This window comes from Roseateles sp. GW835-FHT13E02 (assembly GCF_058794035.1).
In genome coordinates this window covers 149,490-172,511 of the sequence record NZ_JBXAGJ010000009.1, presented here as the reverse complement: position 1 = coordinate 172,511, position 23,022 = coordinate 149,490, and the positions used below count along the sequence as shown (strand labels likewise).

General features: G+C 68.5%; 20 protein-coding genes. 9 read left to right on the top strand and 11 right to left on the bottom strand.

What is annotated here, in order from left to right; translation table 11 throughout:
- Positions 1–64: 64 nt before the first annotated feature.
- Complete coding sequence (locus tag AC1Q6P_RS11075) at positions 65–937, top strand: D-hexose-6-phosphate mutarotase (protein ID WP_492663979.1); 873 nt, start codon at positions 65–67, stop codon at positions 935–937.
- A 45-nt stretch (positions 938–982) separates the two neighbouring features.
- Positions 983–1,843 (top strand): polyphosphate kinase 2, encoded by an 861-nt coding sequence (ppk2, locus tag AC1Q6P_RS11070; protein WP_492663978.1) that lies wholly within the window; start codon positions 983–985, stop codon positions 1,841–1,843.
- On the opposite strand, the gene AC1Q6P_RS11065 is transcribed toward ppk2, so the two are convergent.
- From AC1Q6P_RS11065 to AC1Q6P_RS11055, 3 genes are read right to left on the bottom strand one after another with little or no spacing between them, the layout of a single operon-like run.
- Complete coding sequence (locus tag AC1Q6P_RS11065) at positions 1,832–2,368, bottom strand: TPM domain-containing protein (protein WP_492663977.1); 537 nt, start codon at positions 2,366–2,368, stop codon at positions 1,832–1,834. The two genes, ppk2 and AC1Q6P_RS11065, sit on opposite strands and share 12 nt — an antisense overlap.
- A complete protein-coding gene (locus AC1Q6P_RS11060; RefSeq protein WP_492663976.1) occupies positions 2,368–3,327 on the bottom strand; it encodes a TPM domain-containing protein in 960 nt (319 codons plus the stop codon). The genes AC1Q6P_RS11065 and AC1Q6P_RS11060 overlap by 1 nt, the downstream gene beginning before the upstream one ends.
- Before the next feature lie 7 nt (positions 3,328–3,334).
- Entirely contained in the window at positions 3,335–3,997 is a 663-nt protein-coding gene (locus AC1Q6P_RS11055; protein WP_492663975.1) for a LemA family protein, read from the bottom strand.
- A 164-nt stretch (positions 3,998–4,161) separates the two neighbouring features.
- Here AC1Q6P_RS11055 and hemE point away from each other — a divergent pair, with 164 nt between their 5' ends.
- Together hemE and AC1Q6P_RS11045 are read left to right on the top strand one after the other, a co-directional pair.
- Positions 4,162–5,253 carry a uroporphyrinogen decarboxylase gene (hemE, locus tag AC1Q6P_RS11050; RefSeq protein WP_492663974.1) on the top strand — a complete coding sequence of 364 codons (1,092 nt, stop codon included), beginning with the start codon at positions 4,162–4,164 and terminating at the stop codon, positions 5,251–5,253.
- A 376-nt stretch (positions 5,254–5,629) separates the two neighbouring features.
- On the top strand, positions 5,630–7,753 hold the full coding sequence (locus AC1Q6P_RS11045) for a primosomal protein N' (protein WP_492663973.1): 2,124 nt from the start codon (positions 5,630–5,632) through the stop codon (positions 7,751–7,753).
- 19 nt (positions 7,754–7,772) lie between these two features.
- On the opposite strand, the gene AC1Q6P_RS11040 is transcribed toward AC1Q6P_RS11045, so the two are convergent.
- The 5 genes from AC1Q6P_RS11040 to AC1Q6P_RS11020 form a co-directional block, all read right to left on the bottom strand.
- Positions 7,773–9,560, bottom strand: a complete 1,788-nt coding sequence (locus AC1Q6P_RS11040) for a methyl-accepting chemotaxis protein (protein WP_492663972.1) — start codon at positions 9,558–9,560, stop codon at positions 7,773–7,775.
- A gap of 57 nt (positions 9,561–9,617) precedes the next feature.
- Entirely contained in the window at positions 9,618–10,166 is a 549-nt protein-coding gene (locus AC1Q6P_RS11035; protein WP_492663971.1) for a chemotaxis protein CheW, read from the bottom strand.
- 175 nt (positions 10,167–10,341) lie between these two features.
- Positions 10,342–11,058 (bottom strand): PEP-CTERM sorting domain-containing protein, encoded by a 717-nt coding sequence (locus AC1Q6P_RS11030; protein WP_492663970.1) that lies wholly within the window; start codon positions 11,056–11,058, stop codon positions 10,342–10,344.
- Positions 11,059–11,121: 63 nt separating this feature from the next.
- Entirely contained in the window at positions 11,122–13,728 is a 2,607-nt protein-coding gene (locus AC1Q6P_RS11025) for a hypothetical protein (protein WP_492663969.1), read from the bottom strand.
- Positions 13,728–14,375, bottom strand: a complete 648-nt coding sequence (locus tag AC1Q6P_RS11020; protein ID WP_492663968.1) for a hypothetical protein — start codon at positions 14,373–14,375, stop codon at positions 13,728–13,730. Before AC1Q6P_RS11020 ends, AC1Q6P_RS11025 begins: the two co-directional genes overlap by 1 nt.
- 299 nt (positions 14,376–14,674) lie before the next feature.
- On the opposite strand from AC1Q6P_RS11020, the gene AC1Q6P_RS11015 reads away from it, so the two are divergent.
- The 3 genes from AC1Q6P_RS11015 (at position 14,675) to AC1Q6P_RS11005 (ending at position 19,689) form a co-directional block, all read left to right on the top strand.
- Positions 14,675–16,462, top strand: a complete 1,788-nt coding sequence (locus AC1Q6P_RS11015) for a helix-turn-helix transcriptional regulator (protein WP_492663967.1) — start codon at positions 14,675–14,677, stop codon at positions 16,460–16,462.
- Between the two features lie 110 nt (positions 16,463–16,572).
- Complete coding sequence (locus AC1Q6P_RS11010; protein ID WP_492663966.1) at positions 16,573–17,439, top strand: PEP-CTERM sorting domain-containing protein; 867 nt, start codon at positions 16,573–16,575, stop codon at positions 17,437–17,439.
- A gap of 54 nt (positions 17,440–17,493) precedes the next feature.
- A complete protein-coding gene (locus AC1Q6P_RS11005; protein WP_492663965.1) occupies positions 17,494–19,689 on the top strand; it encodes a protein kinase domain-containing protein in 2,196 nt (731 codons plus the stop codon).
- Here the strand turns inward: AC1Q6P_RS11005 and AC1Q6P_RS11000 are convergent.
- Genes AC1Q6P_RS11000 through AC1Q6P_RS10990 form a run of 3 tightly spaced genes read right to left on the bottom strand, consistent with a single transcriptional unit; the run spans position 19,679 to position 21,686 of the window.
- On the bottom strand, positions 19,679–20,251 hold the full coding sequence (locus tag AC1Q6P_RS11000) for an ECF-type sigma factor (RefSeq protein WP_492663964.1): 573 nt from the start codon (positions 20,249–20,251) through the stop codon (positions 19,679–19,681). The genes AC1Q6P_RS11005 and AC1Q6P_RS11000 overlap by 11 nt on opposite strands.
- Positions 20,248–21,036 (bottom strand): response regulator, encoded by a 789-nt coding sequence (locus AC1Q6P_RS10995; RefSeq protein WP_492663963.1) that lies wholly within the window; start codon positions 21,034–21,036, stop codon positions 20,248–20,250. Before AC1Q6P_RS10995 ends, AC1Q6P_RS11000 begins: the two co-directional genes overlap by 4 nt.
- Positions 21,033–21,686: a helix-turn-helix domain-containing protein gene (locus AC1Q6P_RS10990; protein WP_171828665.1), complete on the bottom strand. Its 654-nt coding sequence runs from the start codon at positions 21,684–21,686 to the stop codon at positions 21,033–21,035. Before AC1Q6P_RS10990 ends, AC1Q6P_RS10995 begins: the two co-directional genes overlap by 4 nt.
- Before the next feature lie 108 nt (positions 21,687–21,794).
- On the opposite strand from AC1Q6P_RS10990, the gene AC1Q6P_RS10985 reads away from it, so the two are divergent.
- Entirely contained in the window at positions 21,795–22,166 is a 372-nt protein-coding gene (locus AC1Q6P_RS10985) for a response regulator transcription factor (protein ID WP_102769741.1), read from the top strand.
- Positions 22,167–22,323: 157 nt separating this feature from the next.
- Entirely contained in the window at positions 22,324–23,019 is a 696-nt protein-coding gene (locus AC1Q6P_RS10980) for an HD-GYP domain-containing protein (RefSeq protein WP_102769742.1), read from the top strand.
- Positions 23,020–23,022 lie beyond the last annotated feature (3 nt).

Here is a 23,022-nt window from a genome sequence, read left to right as displayed (position 1 = left end):
TCCCTTTTCTCCCCTTTCGCCTCCCTTCGCCTCCCTTCGCCCCTCTGCCGCCGAGAGAACCGCCATGACCGCCGCCACGCCCCAACCCATTGCCATCTCCCGCCACCAGGGCCTCGATGCGATCGAGCTGAAGTCGCCGGATGGCGCGCGTGCCACGGTGCTGCTGCACGGCGCGCACCTGCTCTCCTGGGTGCCCGCCGGCGGCGAGGAGCAGCTCTACGTGTCGCCCAAGACGGCCTATGCCAATGGCGAGGCGATCCGCGGCGGCGTGCCGGTGATCTTTCCGCAGTTCTCCACCCGCGGCCCGCTCAAGCGCCATGGCTTCGCCCGCAGCAAGCCCTGGCAGCTGGTGTCGGCCGAGCAGGGCGCGGACGATGCGCTGGCGGTGCTGCGCCTGACCGACGATGCGGCCAGCCGCATGTTCTGGCCCCACGCCTTTGAGCTGGAGCTGAGCGTGCGCATCAGCGGCCGCGAGCTGCAGATCGAGCTGGCCTGTGAGAACAAGGGCGACACCGCCTTCGACTTTACCAGCGCACTGCACACCTATTTGCGCGTCCACGATCTGGACTCCAGCAGTGTCGAAGGCCTGAGCGGCCTGCAGTACGAGGACAGCGCTGCCGGCGGCGAGCTCAAGCGCCAGCGGGTCGAACTCTTGCTGCCGGGCGGCGATCTCGACCGCATCTACCACGGCCTCAAGCAAGACCTGACCCTCAAGGAACAGCTGATCAACCGCGGCCGCCAGCTGCTGATCCGCCAGCAGGGTTTTGAGGACACCGTGGTCTGGAACCCCGGTGCCGAGAAATGCGCCCAGCTGACCGACATGCCGGCCGATGGCTACCAGCACATGCTCTGCATCGAAGCAGCCCAGATCCGCCAGCCCGTGCAGCTCGCGCCCGGTGAGAGCTGGGTGGGCATGCAGACGCTCGTGCAGGCTTGAGCTGAGCACGTATGCTGGCCGCCTCAGACCGATCTCGGAGGTGTCATGGCCGGCAAGAAAGACAGCAAGAACAGCAGCAAGACCAAACCCAGGTCTGAACCGAGCATGCTCAACAAGTCCGAATACCTCGAGCGCATGGCGCCGCTGCAGCTGGAGCTCAATGCCATGGCGCAGTGGCTGCAGCACAGTGGCAAGCGCCTGGTGGTGCTGGTCGAGGGGCGCGACACGGCCGGCAAGGGCGGCACGATCGCAGCGATCTCGGAGACCTTGAACCCGCGCCAGTGCCACACCGTGGCCCTGGGCAAACCCAGCGAGCGGGAGCAGGGCGCCTGGTACTTTCAGCGCTATGTGCCGTATCTGCCCTCCGCGGGCGAGATCGCGCTGTTCGACCGCAGCTGGTACAACCGTGCCGGGGTTGAGAGCGTCATGGGCTTTTGCACGCCGGCCCAGACCGAGGCTTTTTTGCAGCAGGCGCCGGTGTTCGAGAAGCTCCTGGTGGACGACGGCATCCTCTTGCTCAAGTACTGGCTCTGCGTGGACCAGGAGCAGCAGGAGCTGCGCTTTGCCGAGCGCCTGGCCGACCCGCTCAAGCGCTGGAAGCTCTCGCCCATCGACCTGGAGGCGCGCACCCGCTATGCCGAGTACGGCCAGGCCCGTGAGCGCATGCTGGCGGCCACGCACAAGACCTACGCGCCTTGGACCCTGGTGGATTTCAATGACCAGCGCCAGGGTCGCCTGACCTTGATCCGCCACCTGCTCGATCAGCTGCCGGATGTGCGCGTGCCCCAGGCCAAGCTCAAATTTCCGCCGCTGGGGCACAAGCCGCTGACGGAGACATTCAGCGGCAGGCTGAAGCCGCTTCGAACGCAGGGCGGTGCGGCTGCAGGCAAAGGGTCAAAGGCGTAGCACGGCGTCGGGCAGTTCGTTGCGGGCGGTCTCGCCGTCCCGCAGCGGGAAATGCTGGCAGAGCAGCTCGCTCACACCGTTCACCGCGCCCGCCAGGCCGGGCTCGAACTGGCCGGCCTTCAAAGCCTCGCCGAGCGAGCCCACCAGGGCTTGCCATTGTTGCGGGCTCACGCAGGGCTTGAGGCCGCGGTCGGCCACCACCTCGATGGCCCGGTCGGCCAGCAGCAGATAGATCAGCACGCCGTTGTTGGCCTCGGTGTCCCAGACCCGCAGCTTGCCGAACAAGGTGATCGCGCGGTCACGCGCCTGCAGCCCTTTCCACAAATAGGAGGTGGGCAGGCCAGCCTCGACGCAGACGCAGATCTGGCCTTGATGACGGGCCTCGCTGGCGCGCACCAGGGCCTCGATGCGCGCCAGTGCCGCATCGGGCAGGGCGCGCTCGGCATCCCGGCTGTCCATCCAGCGGTGGCGCCACCAGCGCAGCCAGCCCTGCTTTCTTGTCTTGCTTGTCGATCCAGCGTTCATCACCAGTCTCCCGAGGCGCCGCCGCCGCCAAAATCGCCGCCGCCGCCCGAGCTGAAACCGCCACCGCCACTGTCGCTGCTGCTGCCGCCTCCGCCCCAAGATCCGCCCGACCCTCCCCAGATGACGGGGCCACTGTCGCTGCGGCCTCGGCCACCGCGGCGAACGCTGTGGCTCCGCGATCCCCCCAAGCCCATCACGCCCACCACGATCAAGGCCACAAATCCCACCAAGCCGCCGATCAGCGCGCTGGACGCCATCCAGCCGGCCGCCGAGCCCGCCACCGCACTGGTGAACAGGCTGCCGAGCTTGCGCCCGAAGATGCTGCACAACAGGGCGCCCAGCATGGGCACGCCGATGAAGAAGAGGGCGCCCAGGGTTTCGAAATCAAGGCCGCCATCGCCGGACGCCGTGCCTCGGGCCGGCGTGGCGCCGGGCGCGGGCAGCGCTTCGCCGCGGATGCGTGCTTGAAGCTGGTCCACTGCCAGGTTCAAGCCGCCGGCATAGTCACCCGCCTTGAACGCGGGGCTGAGAGCGTTCTGGATGATCTGGCGTGCGGCCAGATCGGGCACGGCACCTTCCAGCGCCTTGGCCACTTCGATGCGCACCTTGCGGTCGTTCTTGGCCACCACGATCAGCAGGCCGTCGCCCACATCCTTGCGGCCGATCTTCCAGGCATCGCCGACGCGCTGCGCGAAGGCGGCAATGTCCTCGGGCTGGCTGCTGGCCACGATCAGGATCACCAGTTGCGAGCCGCTCTCGCGCTCGAAACGCTCCAGCTTGTTCGTCAGGGCCTCGCGCTGCGCGGCGCTGAGCGTGCCCGTCTGGTCCATCACCTGCTGGGTCAGCACGGGCACGGGGCGCAGCTCCTGCGCGCGCGCCGGCCCGCCGGCCAGTGCCAGAAGCAGGCTGAGCAGCCCGCCGAGCAGGAGCAGCGGGTGCAGCCGCAGTGCCTTGCTCATGGCGGACTTATTTGGACGCCGGTTTGTCGAAGCTCACGGCCGGGGCGTTGCTGATCGCCGCCTCGTTCTGCACCGTGAAGTTGGGCTTGACCTCATAACCAAACACCTTGGCGGTCAGGTTGTTGGGGAACTGGCGGGTGTGCACGTTGTAGTCGGCCACCGACTTGATGTAGCGGTTGCGCGCCACGGTGATGCGGTTCTCGGTGCCTTCCAGCTGCACGCGCAGATCCTGGAAGCCCTGGTTGGCTTTGAGGTTGGGGTAGTTCTCGCTGACCACCAGCAGGCGAGACAGCGCGCTCGACACCTCGCCCTGGGCGGCCTGGAACTTCTTCAGCGCCTCCGGGTCCTTGGCCAGCTCGGGTGTGACCTGGATGCTGGTGGCCTTGGCGCGCGCCTCGATCACCTTGGTGAGGGTCTCTTGCTCGAAGTTGGCCTCGCCCTTGACCGTGTTGACGATGTTGGGGATCAGGTCGGCCCTGCGCTGGTACTGGCTCAGCACCTCGGCCCAGTTGGCGTTGACCTGCTCGTCCAGGGTCTGGAACTCGTTGTAGCCGCAGCCGCTGAGTGAGAGCGTCAGGGCGAGTGCCGCAGCGGCGCTGAGGGCGCTGAGGGCGCTGCGGGTGTTGCGGGTGTTGCGGGCGTTGCGTGAGGTCTTCGAGATGGCCGTCATGGAAATCCTCCGGTGTGGAATCGTTCAAGGGGCAGCGCTTCAGGTGGCGGCCCGCTCTGCGAAATCAAGTGCTGCCCCAGTATCGCAGCGTGCGATGACAGGGCTGGTGTGACACGCTTGCTCTGCAGCAAGATCACGCGCGTTGGGCATCGGATAATCCGTGCATGAATGCACCTCTGCAAAACGACACCTTCCTGCGCGCCTGCCTGCGCCAGCCCACCGACTACACCCCCGTCTGGCTGATGCGCCAGGCCGGCCGCTACCTGCCGGAGTACCGCGACACGCGGGCCAAGGCCGGCAGCTTCATGGGTCTGGCCACCAACCGCGACTATGCGACCGAGGTGACCTTGCAGCCGCTGGAGCGCTACCAGCTCGATGCAGCCATTCTGTTCAGCGACATCCTGACCGTGCCCGATGCCATGGGCCTGGGTCTCTCCTTTGCCATCGGCGAGGGGCCGAAGTTCGCCCAGGTCGTGCGTGACGAGGCCGCCGTGGCCGCCCTGGCCGTGCCCGACATGGACAAGCTGCGCTATGTCTTCGACGCGGTCAGCTCCATCCGCAAGGCCTTGAACGGCCGCGTGCCCCTGATCGGCTTCTCCGGCAGCCCCTGGACCCTGGCCTGCTATATGGTCGAAGGCGGCGGTTCGGACGACTACCGCCAGGTCAAGAGCCTGATGTACGCCCGCCCCGACCTGATGCACCGCATCCTGCAGGTCAATGCCGACGCCGTGGCTCAGTACCTGAACGCCCAGATCGAAGCCGGCGCCCAGGCCGTGATGCTGTTCGACAGCTGGGGCGGCGTGCTGGCCGACGGCATGTTCCAGCGCTTCAGCCTGGAGTACTCGCGCCGGGTGCTGGCCCAGGTCAAGACCGAGCATGAAGGCCAGCGCATCCCGCGCATCCTGTTCACCAAGGGCGGCGCGCTCTGGCTGGACGAAATCGCCGATGCCGGCGCCGATGTGGTGGGCCTGGACTGGACGGCCAACCTCGGCCGTGCTCGCGCCCAGGTCGGTGGCCGGGTTGCCCTGCAGGGCAATCTGGACCCGAACGTGCTGTTCGCGCCGCCGGACGCTATCCGCGAGCAGGTCCGTTCGGTGCTGGACAGCTTCGGCAATCCGCTGCGTGCCGATGGCGGCTGGGACGGCCATGTGTTCAATCTGGGACATGGCATCAGCCAGCACACCCCCCCCGAGCATGTCACCGCCCTGGTGGACGAGGTGCATGCCCATTCGCGTCGCCTGCGCCAAGGCGCCTGAGTGACCGCAAGGCCCGGCCGCCCTGCGTGCCGGGCCAAAAAACACGGCCACAAAACGTGAAGTAAGCACTCAGGGTAGAGACTTATCCCCACAAATCCCGAAGCGGGACAAGCCTAGCTTTCATGCTGCGCTGCAGCTCCGTGTTTTCCCGGTTGAAGGCTAAGTGCTTGATTCATAACAAGTCCGGGACCCAAGCACGAGAATGGTCTGTGATCGGTACGCTGGGTGACAAAGCGGCTGCGGCCGGCTTCTTCGAACGTTCCCCACAAAGTTATCCACAGTTTTGGTGCATTGTTTTCCGAGCCCTTTCAAATCATGCACTTAGGCCCCAAAGCTCATTCAAACTCGCAGGAGCAACCGCTTCGGCACCGGCGCCATGGCTGAATTGCCGGCGCAGCGCATTCGCGTCGCCGTGGAGGCGCCGCAGCACAGCGGCCTCAGCGGCCCGCTGGACTATCTGAGTGAGCGTGTGCTCGCACCGGGCAGCCTGGTGCGGGTGCCGCTGGGGCGGCGCGAGCTCATGGGCATCGTCTGGCCCGGTGAGCCCGACGGGGGCGCCGAGGCGGCCGCCCTGCGCCCCATCCTGGCCGAGCTGGACGGCGTGCCGCCGCTGAGCGCCAGCTGGTGCCAGCTGGTCGAGTTTGCCGCCAGCTATTACCAGCGCAGCATCGGTGAGCTGGCCCTGGCCGTGCTGCCGCCCCAGCTGCGCGAGCTGGACAACACCCAGCTGCGGGCGCGGCTGAAGAAGCTGGGCAAGTTCCTTGCAACCCCTGCCGAGGCGCAGGGCAGCGCGCCGGAGGCGGGCGAAACCCCGGCCGGCCGACCGACCCTGAGCCCGGCCCAGCAGCAGGTGCTGGATGAACTCGACGCGCTGCTCGATGCCGCGCGCAACAGCGCCCCTGCGCCCGTGCTGCTCTACGGCATCACCGGCAGCGGCAAGACCGAGGTGTACCTGCGCGCCGCCGAGCATGCGCTGGCGCAAGGTCGCCAGGTGCTGGTGCTGGTGCCCGAGATCAATCTGACGCCTCAGCTGGAAGCCCGCTTTACCGAGCGTTTTGGCGGCTCACCTGCCAGCGGCGGCACGGCGCATCGCATCGTCTCCCTGCACAGCGCTCTGACCCCGGCCCAGCGCCTGCGCAACTGGCTGGCCGCTCATCTGGGTGAAGCCGATCTGGTGCTGGGCACGCGCTTGGCGGTGTTCGCCTCCATGCCGCGCCTGGGCCTGATCGTGGTGGACGAGGAGCATGACCCGTCCTACAAACAGCAGGACGGCGCGCGCTACTCGGCCCGTGACCTGGCCATCTACCGCGCCCATCAGGAAAAGATCCCGGTCATCCTGGGCTCGGCCACGCCCTCGCTGGAGAGCTGGCAACGCGCCAACGAAGGGCGCTACAAGCGACTCCTGTTGCCAGGCCGCATCGGCGGCGGCGCCTTGCCGCGCGTGCGCCTCTTTGACATGAAGCGCATGCCGCTGAGCAAGGGCGTCACGACGGCGCTGACCACGCCCCTGCTGGACGCTCTGCGCCTGCGCCTGGAGCGCGGCGAGCAAAGCCTGATCTTCCTGAACCGGCGCGGCTACGCCCCGGTGCTGCACTGCGCCGAATGCAATTGGAAAAGCGATTGCCCGCACTGCAGCGCCTGGCGCGTGTTCCACAAGGGCGACCGCACCCTGCGCTGCCACCACTGCGGCTTCACCGAGCGGGTGCCCAGCGCCTGCCCGAGCTGCGGCAACCAGGACATTGCCCCGCTGGGCCGCGGCACCGAGCGACTGGAAGAGCAGTTGCAGGAACAGCTGCCCGGCGCCCGCGTGCTGCGCATCGATGCCGACAGCACCAAGCACAAGGGCGAGCTGGAGGCGCAGCTGGCCGCCGTGCACAGCGGCGAGGTGGACATCTTGGTCGGCACACAGATGGTGACCAAGGGGCATGACTTCCGCCGCATCACCCTGGTGGCCGCGGTCAACCCCGATGGCGCCTTGTTCAGCAGCGATTTCCGCGCGCCCGAGCGCCTGTTCGCCCTGCTGATGCAGGCCGGCGGCCGGGCCGGGCGTGATGCCGAGGCGGCCGCGCGCAGCGAGATGTGGGTGCAGACCTGGCACCCCGAGCATGCGCTCTACCAGGCGCTCAAGCAGCATGACTTTGAAGCCTTCGCCAAGAGCCAGCTGGCCGAGCGCGAATCGGCCGGCCTGCCGCCCTTTGCCCACCTGGCCCTGCTGCGCGCCGAGGGGCGCACGGTCGAGGCCGCGCAAGGCTTTTTGAAGGCCGCCGCAGCCTTTGCCCAGGCCATGCCCGAGGCGCAGGGCTGCCTGGTCTATCCGGCCATTCCCATGAGCGTGGCTCGGGTGGCCAATGTCGAGCGCATGCAGATGCTGGTCGAGGCCGGCAGCCGTGGCGCCTTGCAGCGCCTGCTCTGGCACTGGATGCCCGAGCTGCACGCCCTCAAGCGCGAGCACAAAGGCTTGCTGCGCTGGGCGCTGGACGTGGACCCGCTGGCGATCTGAGCCGCACCCCCGTGCGGCCTCAGAAGCTCTCCCACTGTTCGTCGTGGGTGCCGGTGGCGGCCGATTTGCTGGCCTGAGCCCGGGGCGCTGCCATCGGGGCAGCCGAGGAGGCCTTGAACTCGGGCCGGACCACGTTCTGCGCGCGCTCGGCGCTGCGGCGCTCCTGGCCGGCCCAGCCGGCGTTGGCGGCCGCCGCGGGCTGGAAGGTGCGCTTGTGGGCCACGGCTTTGAATTCGGCCGCCGCAGGCTGTTGCGCCTGCTCGCTCAGGCGGAACACCGCCACCGATTGCACCAGACCGGCCGCTTGCGAGCGCAGGCTGTCGGCCGCGGCCGCACTTTCCTCCACCAGGGCGGCGTTCTGCTGGGTGGTGTGGTCCATCTGGGTGACCGCGTCGCTGATCTGGCTCATGCCGGCGTTCTGCTCAACGCTGGCGGCGCTGATCTCGCCCATGATGTCGGTGACACGCTGGATGGCGCGCACCACCTCGTCCATCGTGGCGCCGGCCTCGTCCACCAGCAGCGTGCCTTTTTCCACCCGCTCGACGCTGGCGGTGATCAGGCTTTTGATCTCCTTGGCCGCCTCGGCGCTGCGCTGCGCCAGATGACGCACCTCGCTGGCCACCACGGCGAAGCCGCGGCCCTGCTCGCCAGCCCGGGCCGATTCGACGGCGGCGTTCAGCGCCAGGATGTTGGTCTGGAAGGCAATGCCGTCGATCACGCTGATGATGTCGGCGATGCGCTGTGAGGCCTCGTTGATCTCCTTCATGGTGCTGACCACCTGGCCGACGACGTGGCCGCCCTTGGTCGCCACCAGGCTGGCGCCCTGGGCCAGCTGATTGGCCTGCTGGGCGTTCTCGCTGTTCTGGCGCACGGTGGCGCCCAGCTGTTCCATCGAGGCCGCGGTTTGCTGCAGGGCGCTGGCTTGCTCCTCGGTGCGGCTGGACAGTTCCAGATTGCCTTGCGCAATCTCGTTGCTGGCCGTGGCCACGCTCTCCGAGCTGCCGCGCACCTGCGTGACCAGCTCGGACAGGCCGGATTGCATCTGCTGCAGCGCTTGCAACAAGGGGCTGAACTCATCGCGCCGTTCGTCGGTTGGAACGGGGTTCAGGTCACCGTCGCGCACACGCTCGGCCACCTGGCGGGCCAGGCCCACGCGCTGGCGCAAGCCCCGGCCGATCAGAAAGGTGGAGCTCAGCAGCAGGACGATGCAGCCGATGACCAGGGCTTCCAGTCCGCGCTCAATCTGGGCGGTGCGGGTCTCGACGTTTTGCAGGTCATGGACCAGCAGCTCGGTCTGGTACTCAACCAAGGGTTCCAGCACGGCCAACACCTCGTTGCGTTTGGGCACGGTCTGCTCTGCCAGATGGGCGAAGGCCTCGGCCTTCTGGCCCGCTTCGAGCAGGCGGATGTCCTGCTCCGCGGTTTGCCAGAAGCTCTGCAGCTTGGCGGGCAGGCTGGCGAACATCTGCCGACCCTGGTTGGTACTCAGGTGTTTTTCAAAGCCATCGAGCTCTTCCTGGATCAGTTGGCGGCGGGTGCTGATGTCGGCCAGGGCCTTGGCCTGCTCCTCGGGGCTGCGCGCCAGGATGGCATGGCGCAGCTGCAAGGAGGCGCGCGTCATATTGAGCTCCATCTGGCTCATGCGCGAGAGTTGCGGAACGCGCACGGTTTCGGTCTGCCGGGCAGTGGCAGTGACCGAGCCCAGATTGGACCAGGCATAGACCGTCACGGCAGCCAGGCTGCTGCACACCAGCGCGGAGACGAGGTAGAGGCGCTGGGTGATGCCCAGCGAGGCGATCAGCTTCATTGCGGGACTCCGGTGTGAAAAGGCGAACTCAGGGCGTGTTGTGGAGCACGGTGCACATCAGTTCAAGACCAGCATTTCGGCCGGCAGCAGGCCCATGGCCGCACCGCCAAGCAGGCGCTCGATGTCGAGCAGGATCAGCATGCGCCGGGTGTCCTCGGCATCTGGTGTGCCGATGCCGGCGATGTAGCCGGCATCCAGCGCTTGGCTGAAGCTCGGTGCGGGCTTGATCTGGGGGCCGCTCAGGGCCAGCACATCGCTGACCGAATCGACCACCACGCCGATCACGCGCTCCCGCAAGTGCAGCACCACAGTCACGGTCAGCGCGTCATAGTTCACCTGGGGCAGGCCGAAGCTCATGCGCAGGTCGACGATGGGCACGATCACGCCGCGCAGATCGACGATGCCCTTGACCCAGGCGGGCGCGTTGGCGATCTGGGTGGGCGCTTCGTAGGAACGGATCTCCTGCACGCAGCGCAGCGGAATGCCGTAGGACACGCCACCCAGCTGGCAGCTCAAGAACTCCTGGCTGCGACCACGGTCCAGATGCTCTTGCATCACGGACAGCGTGTGGCTGCTGGTCTCAGGGATCACTTGAAGCGCGCTCATGTCGGAGTCCTCGGTGGGTCGGTACAGGCCTCCACTTTAAATAATCAAAATGATAAAAACCAGCTTTGCCAAATGATAAGACCGCCTGCCGTGCGCTTGTTCACGCAGGTTCAGGCGGCCTTCAAGCGCCGCGGTTTGGCGGGCCGGCGCTGGCCCGGCCGCTTGGGCGGGCTTGTCAGATTTGCGGTGTTCTCGGCGTGCAGCCGGGCTGCGTGCGACGCCGGAGCCCCCAGCCCAACAGGCCCAAGCCTCCCAGCAGCAGGGCCGCGCTGCTCGGCTCGGGCACGGCAGCCACCTGGCCCAAGACCAGGTCATTGGCCGCCACCCAGGTCAGGCCATCGCTGGGCTGCACGGCGCTGATCTCGAAGTAGCGGATCTGGCTGGTCGAGGCAAAGCCGTAGAACGTGCCCGGTTGGGCGTTCTCGATGATCACCACCTGCTCGATGCCGTCGGCATCGAGGGCATTGAGCTTGATGCTCTGGCCCGGCAGAAAGGCGCCGAGTGCATCGGTGCCGAAGAAGAAGCCGCCAACGCCGTAGACCTTGTCCGTGTAGTTGAAGTCGAAGCTGATGACATCGGTGGCCTGGTCGGTGGACAGCCAGACATCGCTGTCGCTGCCGGCGTTGTAGAAGCTCGAGTAGTCGCTGCCGTCGAATTTCAGCGCATTGACCACATAGCTGTAGCCGCCACCGGGTTCGCGGTACAGCGAGCTCGGGCCCTGGGCCCAGAAGAGGTCGTTGAAGCTGTCCGTGACCGGCGCCGAGATGGCGGCGTTGAAGGCGGCTTGGGAGCTGTAGAAGCGCATGTCCGCCTGGGCGGGTAGGGCGCTGCCCAGCAGGGCGGCGCAGGCCAGGGCCGGAACGGCGAGGCGTGTGGAAGCAAAGAGATTCATGCGTAGATCTGCCTGTTTGGTTTCATGTGAAGAGGGAAGGGCGGCGTGCGGGATCCAAGCGGCTCACAGCTTGTCGCAGCGGCCCATGCGGGCGCCGGCCTTGACCTGGTCGCGGAACTCATCGGGGAAGCGGGTCGGCAGTGACTGGCCGGCGCGGCAGACGTAGGCCGTGCTCAGGTCGATGCGCCAGGTGGCTTGCACGCCGGTCATGCCGCCCATCAAGACCTGACCCTTGCCGCTCAGGGCGATGGGGTTCTCCAGGCCGTACTTCTCGGCCTCGACCACGCCCTGCTTCTTGAGGAAGTCGTTCAGGCCGATCCAGCCGATGTCTTCCACCCACATGAAGCCGGCGAACATGGTGAAGAAATCCCCGGCCCGGGCCAGCACCACGCGGCCGTCATCGCTGATGGCGCTGATGTTGATGGGCGGGCGGCCGGCATTGGCTTCCACCCAGTCGGCGCCTTCCACGGCGCAGTGGTCGATGCCGTCCCAGCTGATGAAGGGCATGTCGATGCAGTAGCGCGGGCTGCTGCGCGGGGTGAAGGCGTCGGGTCCGGTGCCCTTGAGGGCATTCCACATCACCATGCCTTGCGCGGTGGCCAGGGGCACGCGGCTGCCGTCGTAGTTCACCACCTCGGCGCTGGCTGCGCCGGTCAGGGCGGTCAGGTCCACGGGATTGGCGTCACCGACCCAGGCGATGGCGCGGTCGAAATTGGCCGTGCCCACCACCACGCGGCCGTCACCGGAGATGCCATCGGCACGCATCCAGGGCAGGCCGCGCAGGTCCAGGCCGTCGAGCTTGAGGGCCTGGCCGCCGCCTTCGGCGGTCCAGCGGTAGGGCACGACTTGCAGGCCGAGGTCGGTGCTCCAGTCGTGCACGACGCAGCTGCCATCGGGGTTCTGGTGGCCGCTGTAGCCCACGGCGGCCGTGCCGGTGGCATTCATGCTGAAGCCGTAGCTGCTGGTCACGCCGGCCGCGCCGCCCAGGCCGCATTCATCGCTGAGCGCGCCCATGGGGCTGGCCTGGCCGGTGTCGAAGTCCCACAGCGCCATCTGCTTGATGGTGTAGCTGTAGCCATCGGGGTCGGTGTGGACGATGCCGTCGAAATTGGCTTCCACCAGCATCTTGCGGCCATCGGCCGTCAGGTTGCTGCGCGAGGAGGCAAGCAGGTCCAGGCTGTCGGGGAAGAGCTGGATGCCGTCCTTGGCGTCCCAGTACAGCGGGTAGCCGAAGCCATAGCCGCCGCCGGCGCGCTGGCCGTCCAGCGACAGGCTGCTCAGGAACACGCCGCCGATGAAGTCGTACTGCACGCCGTCGCGATGGCCGTTGAAGATGATGTCGGCCTGGGCCACCTGGCCGGCCTGCACCTCGATGGCGCTGGCCTTGCAGGGCGAATCCAGCGTCGGGTCGTGGCTTTCGCCGGCGTTCCAGTACTCGGCCTGCGAGAGCAGCATGGCCGGCCGGGTCGGGTAGCCGCCGCCGCTGATTTCCTCGATGTAGAGCTGGTAGCGCTCGCCCGGCTTTAGGTTGTTGATGCGGAAGCGCCCGTCCGGGCCCAGCTTGCCCTGGCTCTGGTCACCCGACATGGCCGAGACCGCGTCGCCCAGCGGGTCGCGCACATTGCGCGCCACCACATTGATGCCGCTGTAGCCGGTCTTGCCGTCCTTGAGCAGCAGGCTGCCGGCAATGGAAGCGCTGCGTGCCAGGTAGTCGGCCGTGGGGTAGAGGTTGGAGATGCCGGCGATGTCGTCGGGCCGGTCCACCGTGCTCATCTCCTGGCCGATCGAGCGGCCCTTGGCCACGTTCTGCGGGTCGATGAAGGGGAACATGGTCTCGACCTGCTTGGGGTCGATGTGGCTGGCGGCCGGGCCGTAGAGCCAGTGGTGCACCGGCGCCACGCAGCCGGGCACGCCGGGGTAGAGGTCGCGGTTGTAGGTCGGCTGGCTCATGAAGGCGAGCTGGCCATTGACCTGCGAATGCGAGAGGTTGATGGCGTGGCCGAACTCGTGGGTGAAGACGCCGGCATAACGCGTGCCCTTGACGTCGGCCGGCGGCGCCGAGCGCTGACCGATGGGCGGGTTCTCGTGGCTGACCATCCAGCCGTTCATCAAGGCCGTGGCCTTGACGATGGTCTCGGGGTAGCCGTCGCCGTCGCGGTCTTCGGCGATCTCGGGCAGGGCGATGCCCAGCACCTGGTCGCGCGGCACGCCGAAGAAGTCTTCCAGCACCCGGCCGTCTTCGTCGTAGATGACGTAGAAGCCGCCCTGGTTGTACTGGCCATAGACCAACTGGGCGCTGGCCGCGTCATTGACATCGCGGCCGATGCTGGGCACGGCGGTGAAGGGGGTGAACTGGGCCGGGTCGGTCTGGGCGCGCCAGGTCGAGGTGGCCACCGAACTCCACTGTTGCAGCGCAAAGGCGGTGATGGCATTGGCCTGCTCGGCGCTCAGGAAGACGCTGCCGTCGTTCTTGCGCGTGAACACGCCGACATCGGTGTAGACCTTGATCGGGACCTGCGTCGTGTCCCAGCGCAGGGGCTGCGGGTCACCAGGTTTGTCGGTCAGGTAGAGCGGGCCGGCGGCCTGGCTGCCGGCAGCCAGCAGCATCAGGGCCGCGAGCACCGTGCGGCGCAGGGGTTTGCGAATCGGGTGGGTGAAGAAGGTGTTCATCAGCGCATCGCTCCCGTGGCCAGCCAGTTGTTCTTGACGGTGCGTTGCACCAGACCTTGCAAGGTGTTCAGGTCCACGCCGCCGGCGCGGTTTTCCAGCATGCGGGCCTCGTTGCGGCGCAGCAGACCCGGCGTCACTTCCAGGCCCTCGAACAGGCCGACGTTGTTGAAGCCGTTGGTGGCCTTGTTGCCGGTGATGGTCAGCTTGCCCTGGGCCAGGCCCACGGGGGTGCTGAAGCCCGAGCGGGCGGCCGGCTTGTTCATGAAGGCCATGACCTTCTCGCCCACCTGCCAGTTCGGCATGCCTTCGATCTTGGCCGGCAGCAGGTAGCGGCCATCGTCCATCTTGCGGGCGCGCAGCAGGCCGTACTGGCGGAAGGTGTAGGCGCTTTGCGGCGCCAGGGTCTTCTTGGCGCTGCTGCTGACCTTGAGCGTGATCTCGGTGTAGGGCAGGCCGTCCTGGATGCCGTCCTTCACGGCCGTGACCTGGCCGTTGACGATCAGGTCGGCACGGCCGATCAGCTGGGCCAGGTTCTGATTCGGCAGCTGGGTGGCCTGGGCTACTTGCGGCTGCAGCAGGGTCAGGCCTGCAATCAGGGCCAGGCCGGCGCCAAGGCGCGCGCTCCCGGCCAGGGGGCTGTGGTTCATGGGGGATTCCTCCGTTGCGGTTCGGTGCTTGCGAGGGTGGGCCGGGCCGGCCCAGTGCAAGCCCGCACCTTAGCCAGCCGGGTCGGGCACCACCCCCCCCGCCGCGGGTGGTGGGGTGGCCGCGGCCCACCCGGGAAAACCTGAGCCCTCGTGGGCGTGCCGGGCACCGGCCTGGTGCAAAGTGGTGCAACCCGGTGCGGACTGGGGTGGACCCCAAGGGTTTTGGAGGCCCGGCCGGACCCCATGGGTGGGGGCTTTGCCTGAGGCGGTGGCCCCGGGGCTGCCCCTAGACTTTGGCCATGAAGTTCGAGCTGTGCGATGAGGAGTTGGCCGGGCTGGAGCAGGAGCTGGAGGACGCCGGCGGCCTGGCCCGTTTGCAAGCCTTGGCCGAGATGGCCTGGCATCTGCGCCAGCGCGACAGCCTGCGCGCCCTCAAGCTGATCGCCGAGAGCGAGCGCCGCCTGGCCATTGCCCAGGCCGCCGGCAAGCCCCTGCCGCCGCCCTTGGCCGCGCGCCTGGGCCTGCGTCTGGCCCTGGCGGCCAGCGAGATCGCCGTGCATTTCTGTCGTTTGGACGAGGCCCACACCCAGCTGCGCCGGGCGCGCGCCTGCCTGCTCGGGCTGAGCGAGGTCGATTACGCCTGGGCCGTGGGTGATTGCTGGCTGGTCGAGGCGGCCCTGGCCAAGGCGAGCGGCGAGCGCAGCCGCGAGCTGCAGGCCTTGCGCCAGGCCGAGGCGGTCTGTGTCGCCAGCGGCGATGCCCAGCGCGCCGGCATTGCCCGCGGCGTGGCCTGCAGCGAGTTCAGCATCAGCCAGTCGGCCGATGAACACGCGCCCGCCGCCAGCGGTGCCTCGGTCGCCGGTGGCCCGGCGGCCGAAGCCTGGCAGCTGGCGGCCCAGGCCTTCCCCTTGTGCCTGCGTGAGCCGGCCACGGCGGCCGGTCTGTTCCTGCGCGCGGCCGAGCTGGCGCGCGGCATGGGCATGCGCCGCTTTGTCTGCATCGTCACCATGAATGCCGGCAATGCCTGGCTGGAGCTCGGTGACCTGAACAATGCCGCCAGCTGCTTCGAGCAGGCGGCCGAGCTGGCTGCGCGCACCGGCTGGCCGGTGCTGATGGGCACCAGCCAGACGCAGATCGGCCGGGTGCTGCGCCATCTGGGCCGCTTCGAGGAAAGCCAGACCGTGCTGCACGAAGCCCTGGCCCTGCTGCGGGTGGCGCCGCCCGGTACCATCAAGGCCTTTGCCTGCAGCGAGCTGGCCCTGACCCTGCTGGCTCTGGGCCAGGCGCCGGCCTCGGTGGCGGTGATGGACGAGGCCATCGCCCTCTACCGCGCCGCCCAGTCGAATGTGAACCTGGCGCTGAACCTGGTGCGCCAGGCCCGCGCCCAGGCCCAGCTGGGCGCCACCGAGGCGGCCCTGGCCGCGGCTGGCGAGGCGCAGGCGCTGATCGAACGCTTTGGCTACACGGCCCTGGCCGTCGAGCTGGACGAGGCCCTGGCCGAGGTGCACCGCCACGGCGGCGCCAAGCTGCCGCCGCCGCCCGGCATGACCGCGCCCAGCGCCACCATCCATTTCGCCCAGACCGCCTTGCACCGCGGCATGAGCATCCCGGGCTGGAAGCCGCCGCCGGCCCTGCTGGCCTATCTGGCCGATGCCTGGGCCGAGGCCGACGAGATGGCCCAGGCCTACTCCTACGCCCGCCTGGCCCGTCTGGCTCACGAGCAGGGCGACGCCCTCAAGCTCAAGGACCCGCGCACCATGCTGCACCTGCTGGGTTACCGCAGCCTGCTGGCCGCGCGGGCCAGCGAGCCGGTGGCGCCCTCGCCCTTGCGGCCCGCCGCGGAACCCACCCTGCCGGCGCCGGGGCCGCTCAGCGCCGGCGCCGAGTCCCTCACTCCCAAGGAGGGCGAGATCTTGCAACTGCTGGCGCGCAACTACTCCAACAAGGAAATTGCGCAGGCCCTGGGCGTCAGCGCCGAGACGGTGAAGTGGCACCTCAAAGGCCTGTACGGCAAGCTGGCCGCGGGCTCGCGCCGCCATGCGGTGACCAAAGCCCGCACGCTGGGCATGTTGCACAGCAGCGCCTGATCGCCCCCCCTAATTCATGGACGCCGGCATGTCCGGTTCGGCCGCTGTGCTGCCGTTGGCTTTCCCTGAGTGCGCAAGGTGCGCCCTTCAAGACTCAAGGAGCCATGACCATGAAAAACCGCCTGTCCAGCCTCGGGCTGAGCATTGTCCTTGCCAGCACCCTTGTGCTGGCTGCGCCCGCCCGGGCGCAGAACTACCAGATCACCGGCAACGTCAACACCCTCGCCGCCTTGTTCTCGCCCGGCCCGCGTGAGGACCAGCAGCATGCCGCTGATTTCAACTGGTACGACCGGCCAGAGGCACGGGTGCTGCAGACCCTGGACCAGTTCTCCCAGGTCAGCAACGGCGGCTTTGGCCGGGCCACGCTCTCGGCCGGCATGGGTGAGCTGCGCGCCTTTGCGCATGCGGCCTACCCGAGCGGCATCCCGGAGCCGCACTACTACGGCTACTCCTTCGGCACCGCCCAGGCGAGCTTTGCCGACACGGTGCGCGTGCAGGGCGCGGGTCTGGCCGTGGGCACGCCGGTGCGCTACGAGCTGAGCCTGTGGATCGACGGCCAGCTGAGCAGCCCGAACTTCGAGATCGGCGGCGTCCTCAATGCCAACGGCCTGGCCCAGATGCAGCTGATCGACCGCAGCAGCAATCTGCGCGAGAGCTTGAGTTGGGACGCCAAACGCGACGCCACCGGCTGGTATCGCATCGGCCTCAACACCGTGGTCGGGCATGAGCTGATGATCACCGGCATGCTCTACGCCGGGGCCGACATCTCTTCCAGCGCCACCCTGGCGCGCGAGGTCGTGGCCGACTTTGGTCACACCGCGCGCTACTACCTGCAGACCTCGGAGCCCGGTCTCAACACCACCGGGATGAGCGGCCATGACTTCAACATCAGCGCCGTGCCCGAGCCGGGCTCGGGCCTGCTGCTGGGCGCCGGGCTGCTGAGCTTGCTGGGCTGGCTGCAAGGGCGTCGCCGCTGAGCAAGGATCAGCGAAAGAAGGGCGGCAGGCCCGGCCCTGGCATGATGGCCCGCCATGACACGCCTGCCCTGCGCGCCCGAGCACTGGACCGAGTTCTCGGCCCTGCTCGATGCCGCCCTGGAGCTGCCGGCCGGCGAGCGGGCCGCCTGGCTGCAGGGCTTGCCGCCGGAGTCCGCGCACCTGCGGTCGGCGCTGAGCCGGGTGCTGCGTCAGGACGAGCCGGGTGCGCCGCAGCTGGAGCTGCCGCATCTGGCCGGGATGGGGGAAGACAAGGGGCGTGGCTTCGAATTGCAGCCCCAGCAGGTTCTCGGCCCCTGGCGCCTTCTGCGCCGGCTGGGCCTGGGCGGCATGGGCGAGGTCTGGCTGGCCGAGCGCTGCGACGGCGCCTACCAGCGCCAGGTGGCGCTCAAGCTGCCCCATGCCCAGGCCCTGGCCGGCCCCGGGCGGCAACGCTTTGCCCGCGAGCGCGACATCCTGGCCGCGCTCCAGCACCCCCACATCGCCCAGTTCTTCGATGCCGGCACGGCTGAGGACGCCGCGGGCCAGGACCAGCCCTGGCTGGCGCTGGAGTATGTCGAGGGCCAGTCCATCGCCGAGGATTGCAAGGCCCGACGCCTGCCGCTGCGCGAGCGCCTGCTGCTGATGCTGCAGGTGATGGAGGCGGTGCAGCATGCCCATGGCCGGCTGCTGGTTCACCGCGATCTGAAGCCGTCGAACGTGATGGTCACGGCCCAGGGCCAGGTCAAGCTGCTGGACTTCGGCATCGCCAAGCTGCTCGGTGCCGAGGGCGAGGCGTCGGGCGGTGCCGAGGCCACCCGCCTGCTGATGGCCACGCCCGCCTATGCCGCCCCCGAGCAGCTGAACGGCAGCCCCATCACCGTGGCCACCGATGTTTTTGCCCTCGGCGCCTTGTCGCACACCCTGCTGTGCGGCCAGCCGCCAGTGCGCGGCGGCGACGATCGTTTGGCCTCGCAGAGCGTGAGCGAGGGGCAGGCCGAAGGCTGCGGCCTGAGCCGGCGCCGGCTGCAGCGGGCTTTGCGCGGTGATCTCGATGCCTGGCTGGCCAAGGCTCTGGCCGAGAACCCCTCAGACCGCTACGGCAGCGTGCAAGCCATGAGCGAGGATCTGCGCCGCCACCTTGCCGGGCGGCCGCTGCAGGCGCGCCGCATCGGCGCCTGGTCGCGGCTGCGCCTGGCCTGGCGGCGCCACTGGCTGATGGCCACCCTGCTCACTGCCCTGATCCTGAGCCTGGCGCTGGGTCTGGCGGGCACGGCCTGGCAGGCCCAGCAAGCGCAGCGGCAGGCCCAGCGTGCCGAGGCGATTCAGGGATATTTGCTGGGTCTTTTCCGCACCCTGGACCCGCGTGAGAGCGATGCCCAGGATCCGGCCGCCGCCATGCGCCGCCTTCTGCAGCAGCAGATGGCGCAGATCGAGCAGCAGCTGCCGCAGGACCCCGAAACGGCCGATGCCTTGCTGCGCCTGAGCAGCACGGTGGCCACCTACCTCAGTGACGAGGCCCGCAGCCTGGAACTGGCCGGCCTGCGCTGGCGCCTGTTGCAGCAAAGGCTGGGACCCGGCCACCCACGCAGCGGCGAAGCCGGCCTCAGCTGGTTCTGGGCCCTGTGGTCGGGCGGGCAGCGCGCGCAGGCCGCCGAGGTCTTGGCACTGCTCGACACGCAGCTGCCGGTGCACGGCCTGTTGCGCGCGGAATGGTGGCTGGCGCGGCGCGATGTGCTGGACGAACAGGGTGCCGCGCCGGCTGCGCGTCACGATGCCCTGCTGCAGGCACTGCAGCGCTACCAGGGCGAGGCGCCGCAGGACAGTGGCCATGTGGTGGTGCTGGGGCATCTGGCGCGCTGGCATCTGGCGCAGGGTGAGCGTGCCGAGGCCAAGGCCTGGTTGGACCGGGCCCTGGCCCTGGCGCCACGTGCCGAGCCGCCGATAGCCCTCGACCAAGCGCGGCTGCTGGGCTTGCGCGCCGAGCTCTGGGCGGCCGAGGGCCAGCCTGAGGCACAGGCACGCGATCTGGCCGAGGCCGTGCGCTTGCTGCGCGGCAGCCTGGGGCTGGCCAATCCGCTGGGCTGGGCCTTGCTTGGGCAGCAGCTGGGGTTTTTCTGCAAGGGCGGGGCGGCGATGCAGGCCCAGGCCGAGGCCTTGTGGCAGGAGTTGCAGCCCCTGGTCGTGGCCAGCCGTGATGCGCGCGCTCGCCCGCTGCTGGCCCAGGCCGAAGCCTGCGGGCTCAAGCGCTGAGCATGCTCAGCAGCAGGGCGCGGGCCTTGAGCCAGTCGCGCCGCACTGTGCGTTCGGTCAGGCCCAGGGCTGCGGCGATCTCGCTTTCGCTGAGGCCGCCGAAGTAACGCATCTCCACCACCTGGGCCAGGCGCGGCTCGACCGCCTGCAGGGCGAGCAAGGCCTCGTGCACGGCCAGGGCCTCGGGTTCGGGCGCGGGGCCGGGCAGGGCGGCCAGGCTCTCGGTGTCGAGGCTGAGTGCGCCCTGGCCACCGCCGCGGCGTTCGGCAGCCTGCTCGCGCGCCAGGTCCACCACCACCGAGCGCATCACCCGCGCGGCATAGGCGAGGAAATGGCCGGGGCTGGCGAACTCGGGCGCCGCGGATGCCGGGGCGGCCTCGCTGCGCAGCAGGCGCAGATAGCTCTCGTGCACCAGGGCCGTGGTGTTGAGTTGCAGCTGGGCGGCGCCGGCCCGGCGCAGGCGGGCTCGGGCGATCAGCTTGAGTTCGCTGTACAGCGCGGCGAAGCGTTGCGAGCTCGGGAGCTCGTCGTCGCGCGTGGCGGGCGCCTCGCCGGCGCTCATGGCGTGGCGGTTTCCGCGCTCAAGGTTTGCAACTGGGCGCTCAGCTCGGCCCACAGGCTTTCTGCCCCGGCAGGCCAGGGCTGGCCGGCGGCCAGGGCGGCTTCCAGCTGGCGCTCCAGGCGGCCGGCCAGATCGCTGCTGGCCTCCAGGCCCAGGATCAGCAGCACGCTCTTGAGGCTGTGGGCCAGGCGGCGCACCGTGGCCAGCTCGCGGGCGGCACAGGCGCGCTCGCCCTCGGCGCGGTCCATGGCGAACTGCTGCAGGCTGGCGGTGCGAAAGCCGCGGTAGAGCGTCATATCGCCGCCGAAATTGCGTTGGATGGCTTCCAGGTCGGGCGTGGGGGCGGCGCCAAGCTCGGGCGCAGCTGTCGGCAAGGTCTGTGCGGCCGCCGCGGGCGGCTGGTCCAAGGGCACCGGGCCCAGGGCTTCTTCCACGCAGGCTTCCAGCTCGCTGACCGAGCAGGGCTTGAACAGCATGCGCTCCACGCCCAGGGTCTGAAGCTGGCTGCGCACCTGGGGTTGCAGGCCGGCGCTGAAGGCCACCAGATGGGCCTGGCCGCGCAGGGCGGGGCGGGCCTGCAGCTCGGCCAGCAGCTCCTGGCCCGAGCGGTCGGGCAGCATCAGGTCGGTGATCAGGAGATCCACCGGCTGCTCGGCCAGGGCTTGCAGGGCGCTGCCGACATTGCCGCAGACCCGCAATTGCACCGCCAGGTCTTCCAGCACCATGGCGACAAAGCGCTGCAGCGAGGGGTCGTCTTCGACCAGCAGGACCCGGCGCGAACTCATGCCGCCTGCTCCGGCGCGCCCAGGGCCTCGCGCAGAGCCTGGGGCAGGTCCAGCACCAGGCGCGGCTTGTGCACCAGGGGCACGCCGGCCAGGGCGAAGGCATAGGGCTGGCGCTGGTCTTCATCCAGCGAGGTGACGACAACCAAGCGGCTGTGCGCGAACTGCACATGCGAGCGCAGGCTGGTGATCAGGGTGGCGCCGTCGATGCCGGGCAGCAGGATGTCGACGATCAGCACCTCGGGCTGCAACTGGCCCACCATGGCCAGGCCGACGATGCCGTCGTGCGCGGTGTGCAGCTCCACATCGGGGAACTGCTGCTTGAGCAGCATGGCGATCAGGTTCTGGTAGTGCACCGAGTCTTCGATCACCAGCACGCGCCGCGGCCGGCCGGCGTTGCTCTCCGGCGCGGCCGTGGCCTGCAGGCGACCGGCGGCCCGGGCCAGGGCGCCCGGCCCCTGGCGTTGCAGCTGCCAGGCCTCGACCGATTCACGCGAGATGCGCCGGTGGCCGCCGGGGGTTTTCCAGGCGGTCAGTTCGCCGCGGTCCACCATCAGCTGCACCGAGCGCACCGCCAGGCCCAGCATGCGGGCCACCTCCATGGTGCTGTAGTCGGGGCTGTCCATGTCTTTGCTGTGTTTGGATTCAGGCATTGTGTGATTTTGCCGAATTTGCCCGACGGGCATGCGTTTTTTTATCGCACTTCAATTGATACAAATGATAAATTGAACGCACTGAAGTTCAGTTTGCAGGAGCCCGCCATGAAAAAGATCTTGATCGTCGATGACCACGCGGACATTCGCCGCCTGATCCGCATGACGCTGGAGTTCGAGGACTACGAGATCCACGAGGCCGCCAACGGTGACAGCGCCTTGGAGCGAGCCCTGATCCTGCAGCCGGATTTTGTACTGATGGATGTGATGATGCCTGGCGGCATGGATGGCCTCGAAGCCTGCCGCCGCATCCGCGCCGAGCCCAGCCTGCGCAACACCCATGTGATCCTGCTCAGCGCCCGCGGCCAGGCGCAGGACAAGGAGGCCGGTCTCAAGGCCGGCGCGCATGACTATCTGGTCAAGCCCTTCAGCCCGCTGCGTCTGATCGACGCGCTGGCCTCGCTCTGGTTGGTGGACTGAAGCCATGGCAACTCTGGACCGGTCTGGCTTCCACCAGAATTCCAACTTCGCGGATCTGATGGCCATGAAACCCAACGACACTCCTGTCGATCTGCTGGCCGAGCCCGAGCGTCTGGCCGCCGGCGCGCGCCAGTTCGATGCCATGGCCTCGGCGCAAATGGAATGCATTCTTTCCGACCTGGGGCGCATGTACCAGGAGCGCAACGAGGCCTTGCGCGAGGTGGCGCAAGCCCATCACGAGGCCTTGCTGCGTCTGGCCCGGGCCGCCGATTTCCGCGATGACGACACCGGTGTGCACATCGTGCGCATCGGCTTCCTGGCCGAGGCCCTGGCCCTGCTGGCCGGGCAGACGCCTCAGGCCGCCCAGATGCTGCGCTGGGCCGCGCCCATGCACGACATCGGCAAGATCGGTGTGCCCGACCATGTGCTGAAGAAACCGGGTGCCTACACGCCCGAAGAGCGCCAGATCATGAACCGCCATCCGCTGATCGGCGCGCAGATCCTGGGTCGCTCGCGCATCCCTTTGTTCCAGCTGGCGGCCGAGGTGGCCATGAACCACCACGAGCGTTGGGACGGCAGCGGCTACCCCATGGGCCTGGCTGGTGCGGCGATTCCGCTGTCGGGGCGTATCGTGGCGGTTGTGGATTTCTTCGACGCCCTGACCATGGACCGCTGTTACCGCCCGGCGCTGGACGACGCCACAGCCCTCGAGATGCTGACCGCGCAGCGCGGCCTGGCCTTTGACCCGCATCTGGTGGATTTGGTGCTGGCCCATGCCGGCGAGTTGATCGAACTGCGCGAGCGCATCAACAGCGACCCGCCCAGCTTCGAGTCCATGATCGACGCGAGCTGAGGC

Coding starts and splice junctions, on each gene's coding strand:
- AC1Q6P_RS11055 (WP_492663975.1), bottom strand. CDS start 3,997: ATGACGGCCATCTCGAAGACCTCACGCAACGCCCGCAACACCCGCAAC.
- AC1Q6P_RS10990 (WP_171828665.1), bottom strand. CDS start 21,686: ATGCCTGAATCCAAACACAGCAAAGACATGGACAGCCCCGACTACAGC.
- AC1Q6P_RS11005 (WP_492663965.1), top strand. CDS start 17,494: ATGACACGCCTGCCCTGCGCGCCCGAGCACTGGACCGAGTTCTCGGCC.
- AC1Q6P_RS11045 (WP_492663973.1), top strand. CDS start 5,630: ATGGCTGAATTGCCGGCGCAGCGCATTCGCGTCGCCGTGGAGGCGCCG.
- AC1Q6P_RS11015 (WP_492663967.1), top strand. CDS start 14,675: ATGAAGTTCGAGCTGTGCGATGAGGAGTTGGCCGGGCTGGAGCAGGAG.
- AC1Q6P_RS10985 (WP_102769741.1), top strand. CDS start 21,795: ATGAAAAAGATCTTGATCGTCGATGACCACGCGGACATTCGCCGCCTG.
- AC1Q6P_RS11060 (WP_492663976.1), bottom strand. CDS start 3,327: ATGAGCAAGGCACTGCGGCTGCACCCGCTGCTCCTGCTCGGCGGGCTG.
- AC1Q6P_RS11020 (WP_492663968.1), bottom strand. CDS start 14,375: ATGAACCACAGCCCCCTGGCCGGGAGCGCGCGCCTTGGCGCCGGCCTG.
- AC1Q6P_RS11075 (WP_492663979.1), top strand. CDS start 65: ATGACCGCCGCCACGCCCCAACCCATTGCCATCTCCCGCCACCAGGGC.
- ppk2 (WP_492663978.1), top strand. CDS start 983: ATGGCCGGCAAGAAAGACAGCAAGAACAGCAGCAAGACCAAACCCAGG.
- AC1Q6P_RS11030 (WP_492663970.1), bottom strand. CDS start 11,058: ATGAATCTCTTTGCTTCCACACGCCTCGCCGTTCCGGCCCTGGCCTGC.
- AC1Q6P_RS11040 (WP_492663972.1), bottom strand. CDS start 9,560: ATGAAGCTGATCGCCTCGCTGGGCATCACCCAGCGCCTCTACCTCGTC.
- AC1Q6P_RS11025 (WP_492663969.1), bottom strand. CDS start 13,728: ATGAACACCTTCTTCACCCACCCGATTCGCAAACCCCTGCGCCGCACG.
- AC1Q6P_RS11065 (WP_492663977.1), bottom strand. CDS start 2,368: ATGAACGCTGGATCGACAAGCAAGACAAGAAAGCAGGGCTGGCTGCGC.
- hemE (WP_492663974.1), top strand. CDS start 4,162: ATGAATGCACCTCTGCAAAACGACACCTTCCTGCGCGCCTGCCTGCGC.
- AC1Q6P_RS11035 (WP_492663971.1), bottom strand. CDS start 10,166: ATGAGCGCGCTTCAAGTGATCCCTGAGACCAGCAGCCACACGCTGTCC.
- AC1Q6P_RS11000 (WP_492663964.1), bottom strand. CDS start 20,251: ATGAGCGCCGGCGAGGCGCCCGCCACGCGCGACGACGAGCTCCCGAGC.
- AC1Q6P_RS10995 (WP_492663963.1), bottom strand. CDS start 21,036: ATGAGTTCGCGCCGGGTCCTGCTGGTCGAAGACGACCCCTCGCTGCAG.
- AC1Q6P_RS10980 (WP_102769742.1), top strand. CDS start 22,324: ATGGAATGCATTCTTTCCGACCTGGGGCGCATGTACCAGGAGCGCAAC.
- AC1Q6P_RS11010 (WP_492663966.1), top strand. CDS start 16,573: ATGAAAAACCGCCTGTCCAGCCTCGGGCTGAGCATTGTCCTTGCCAGC.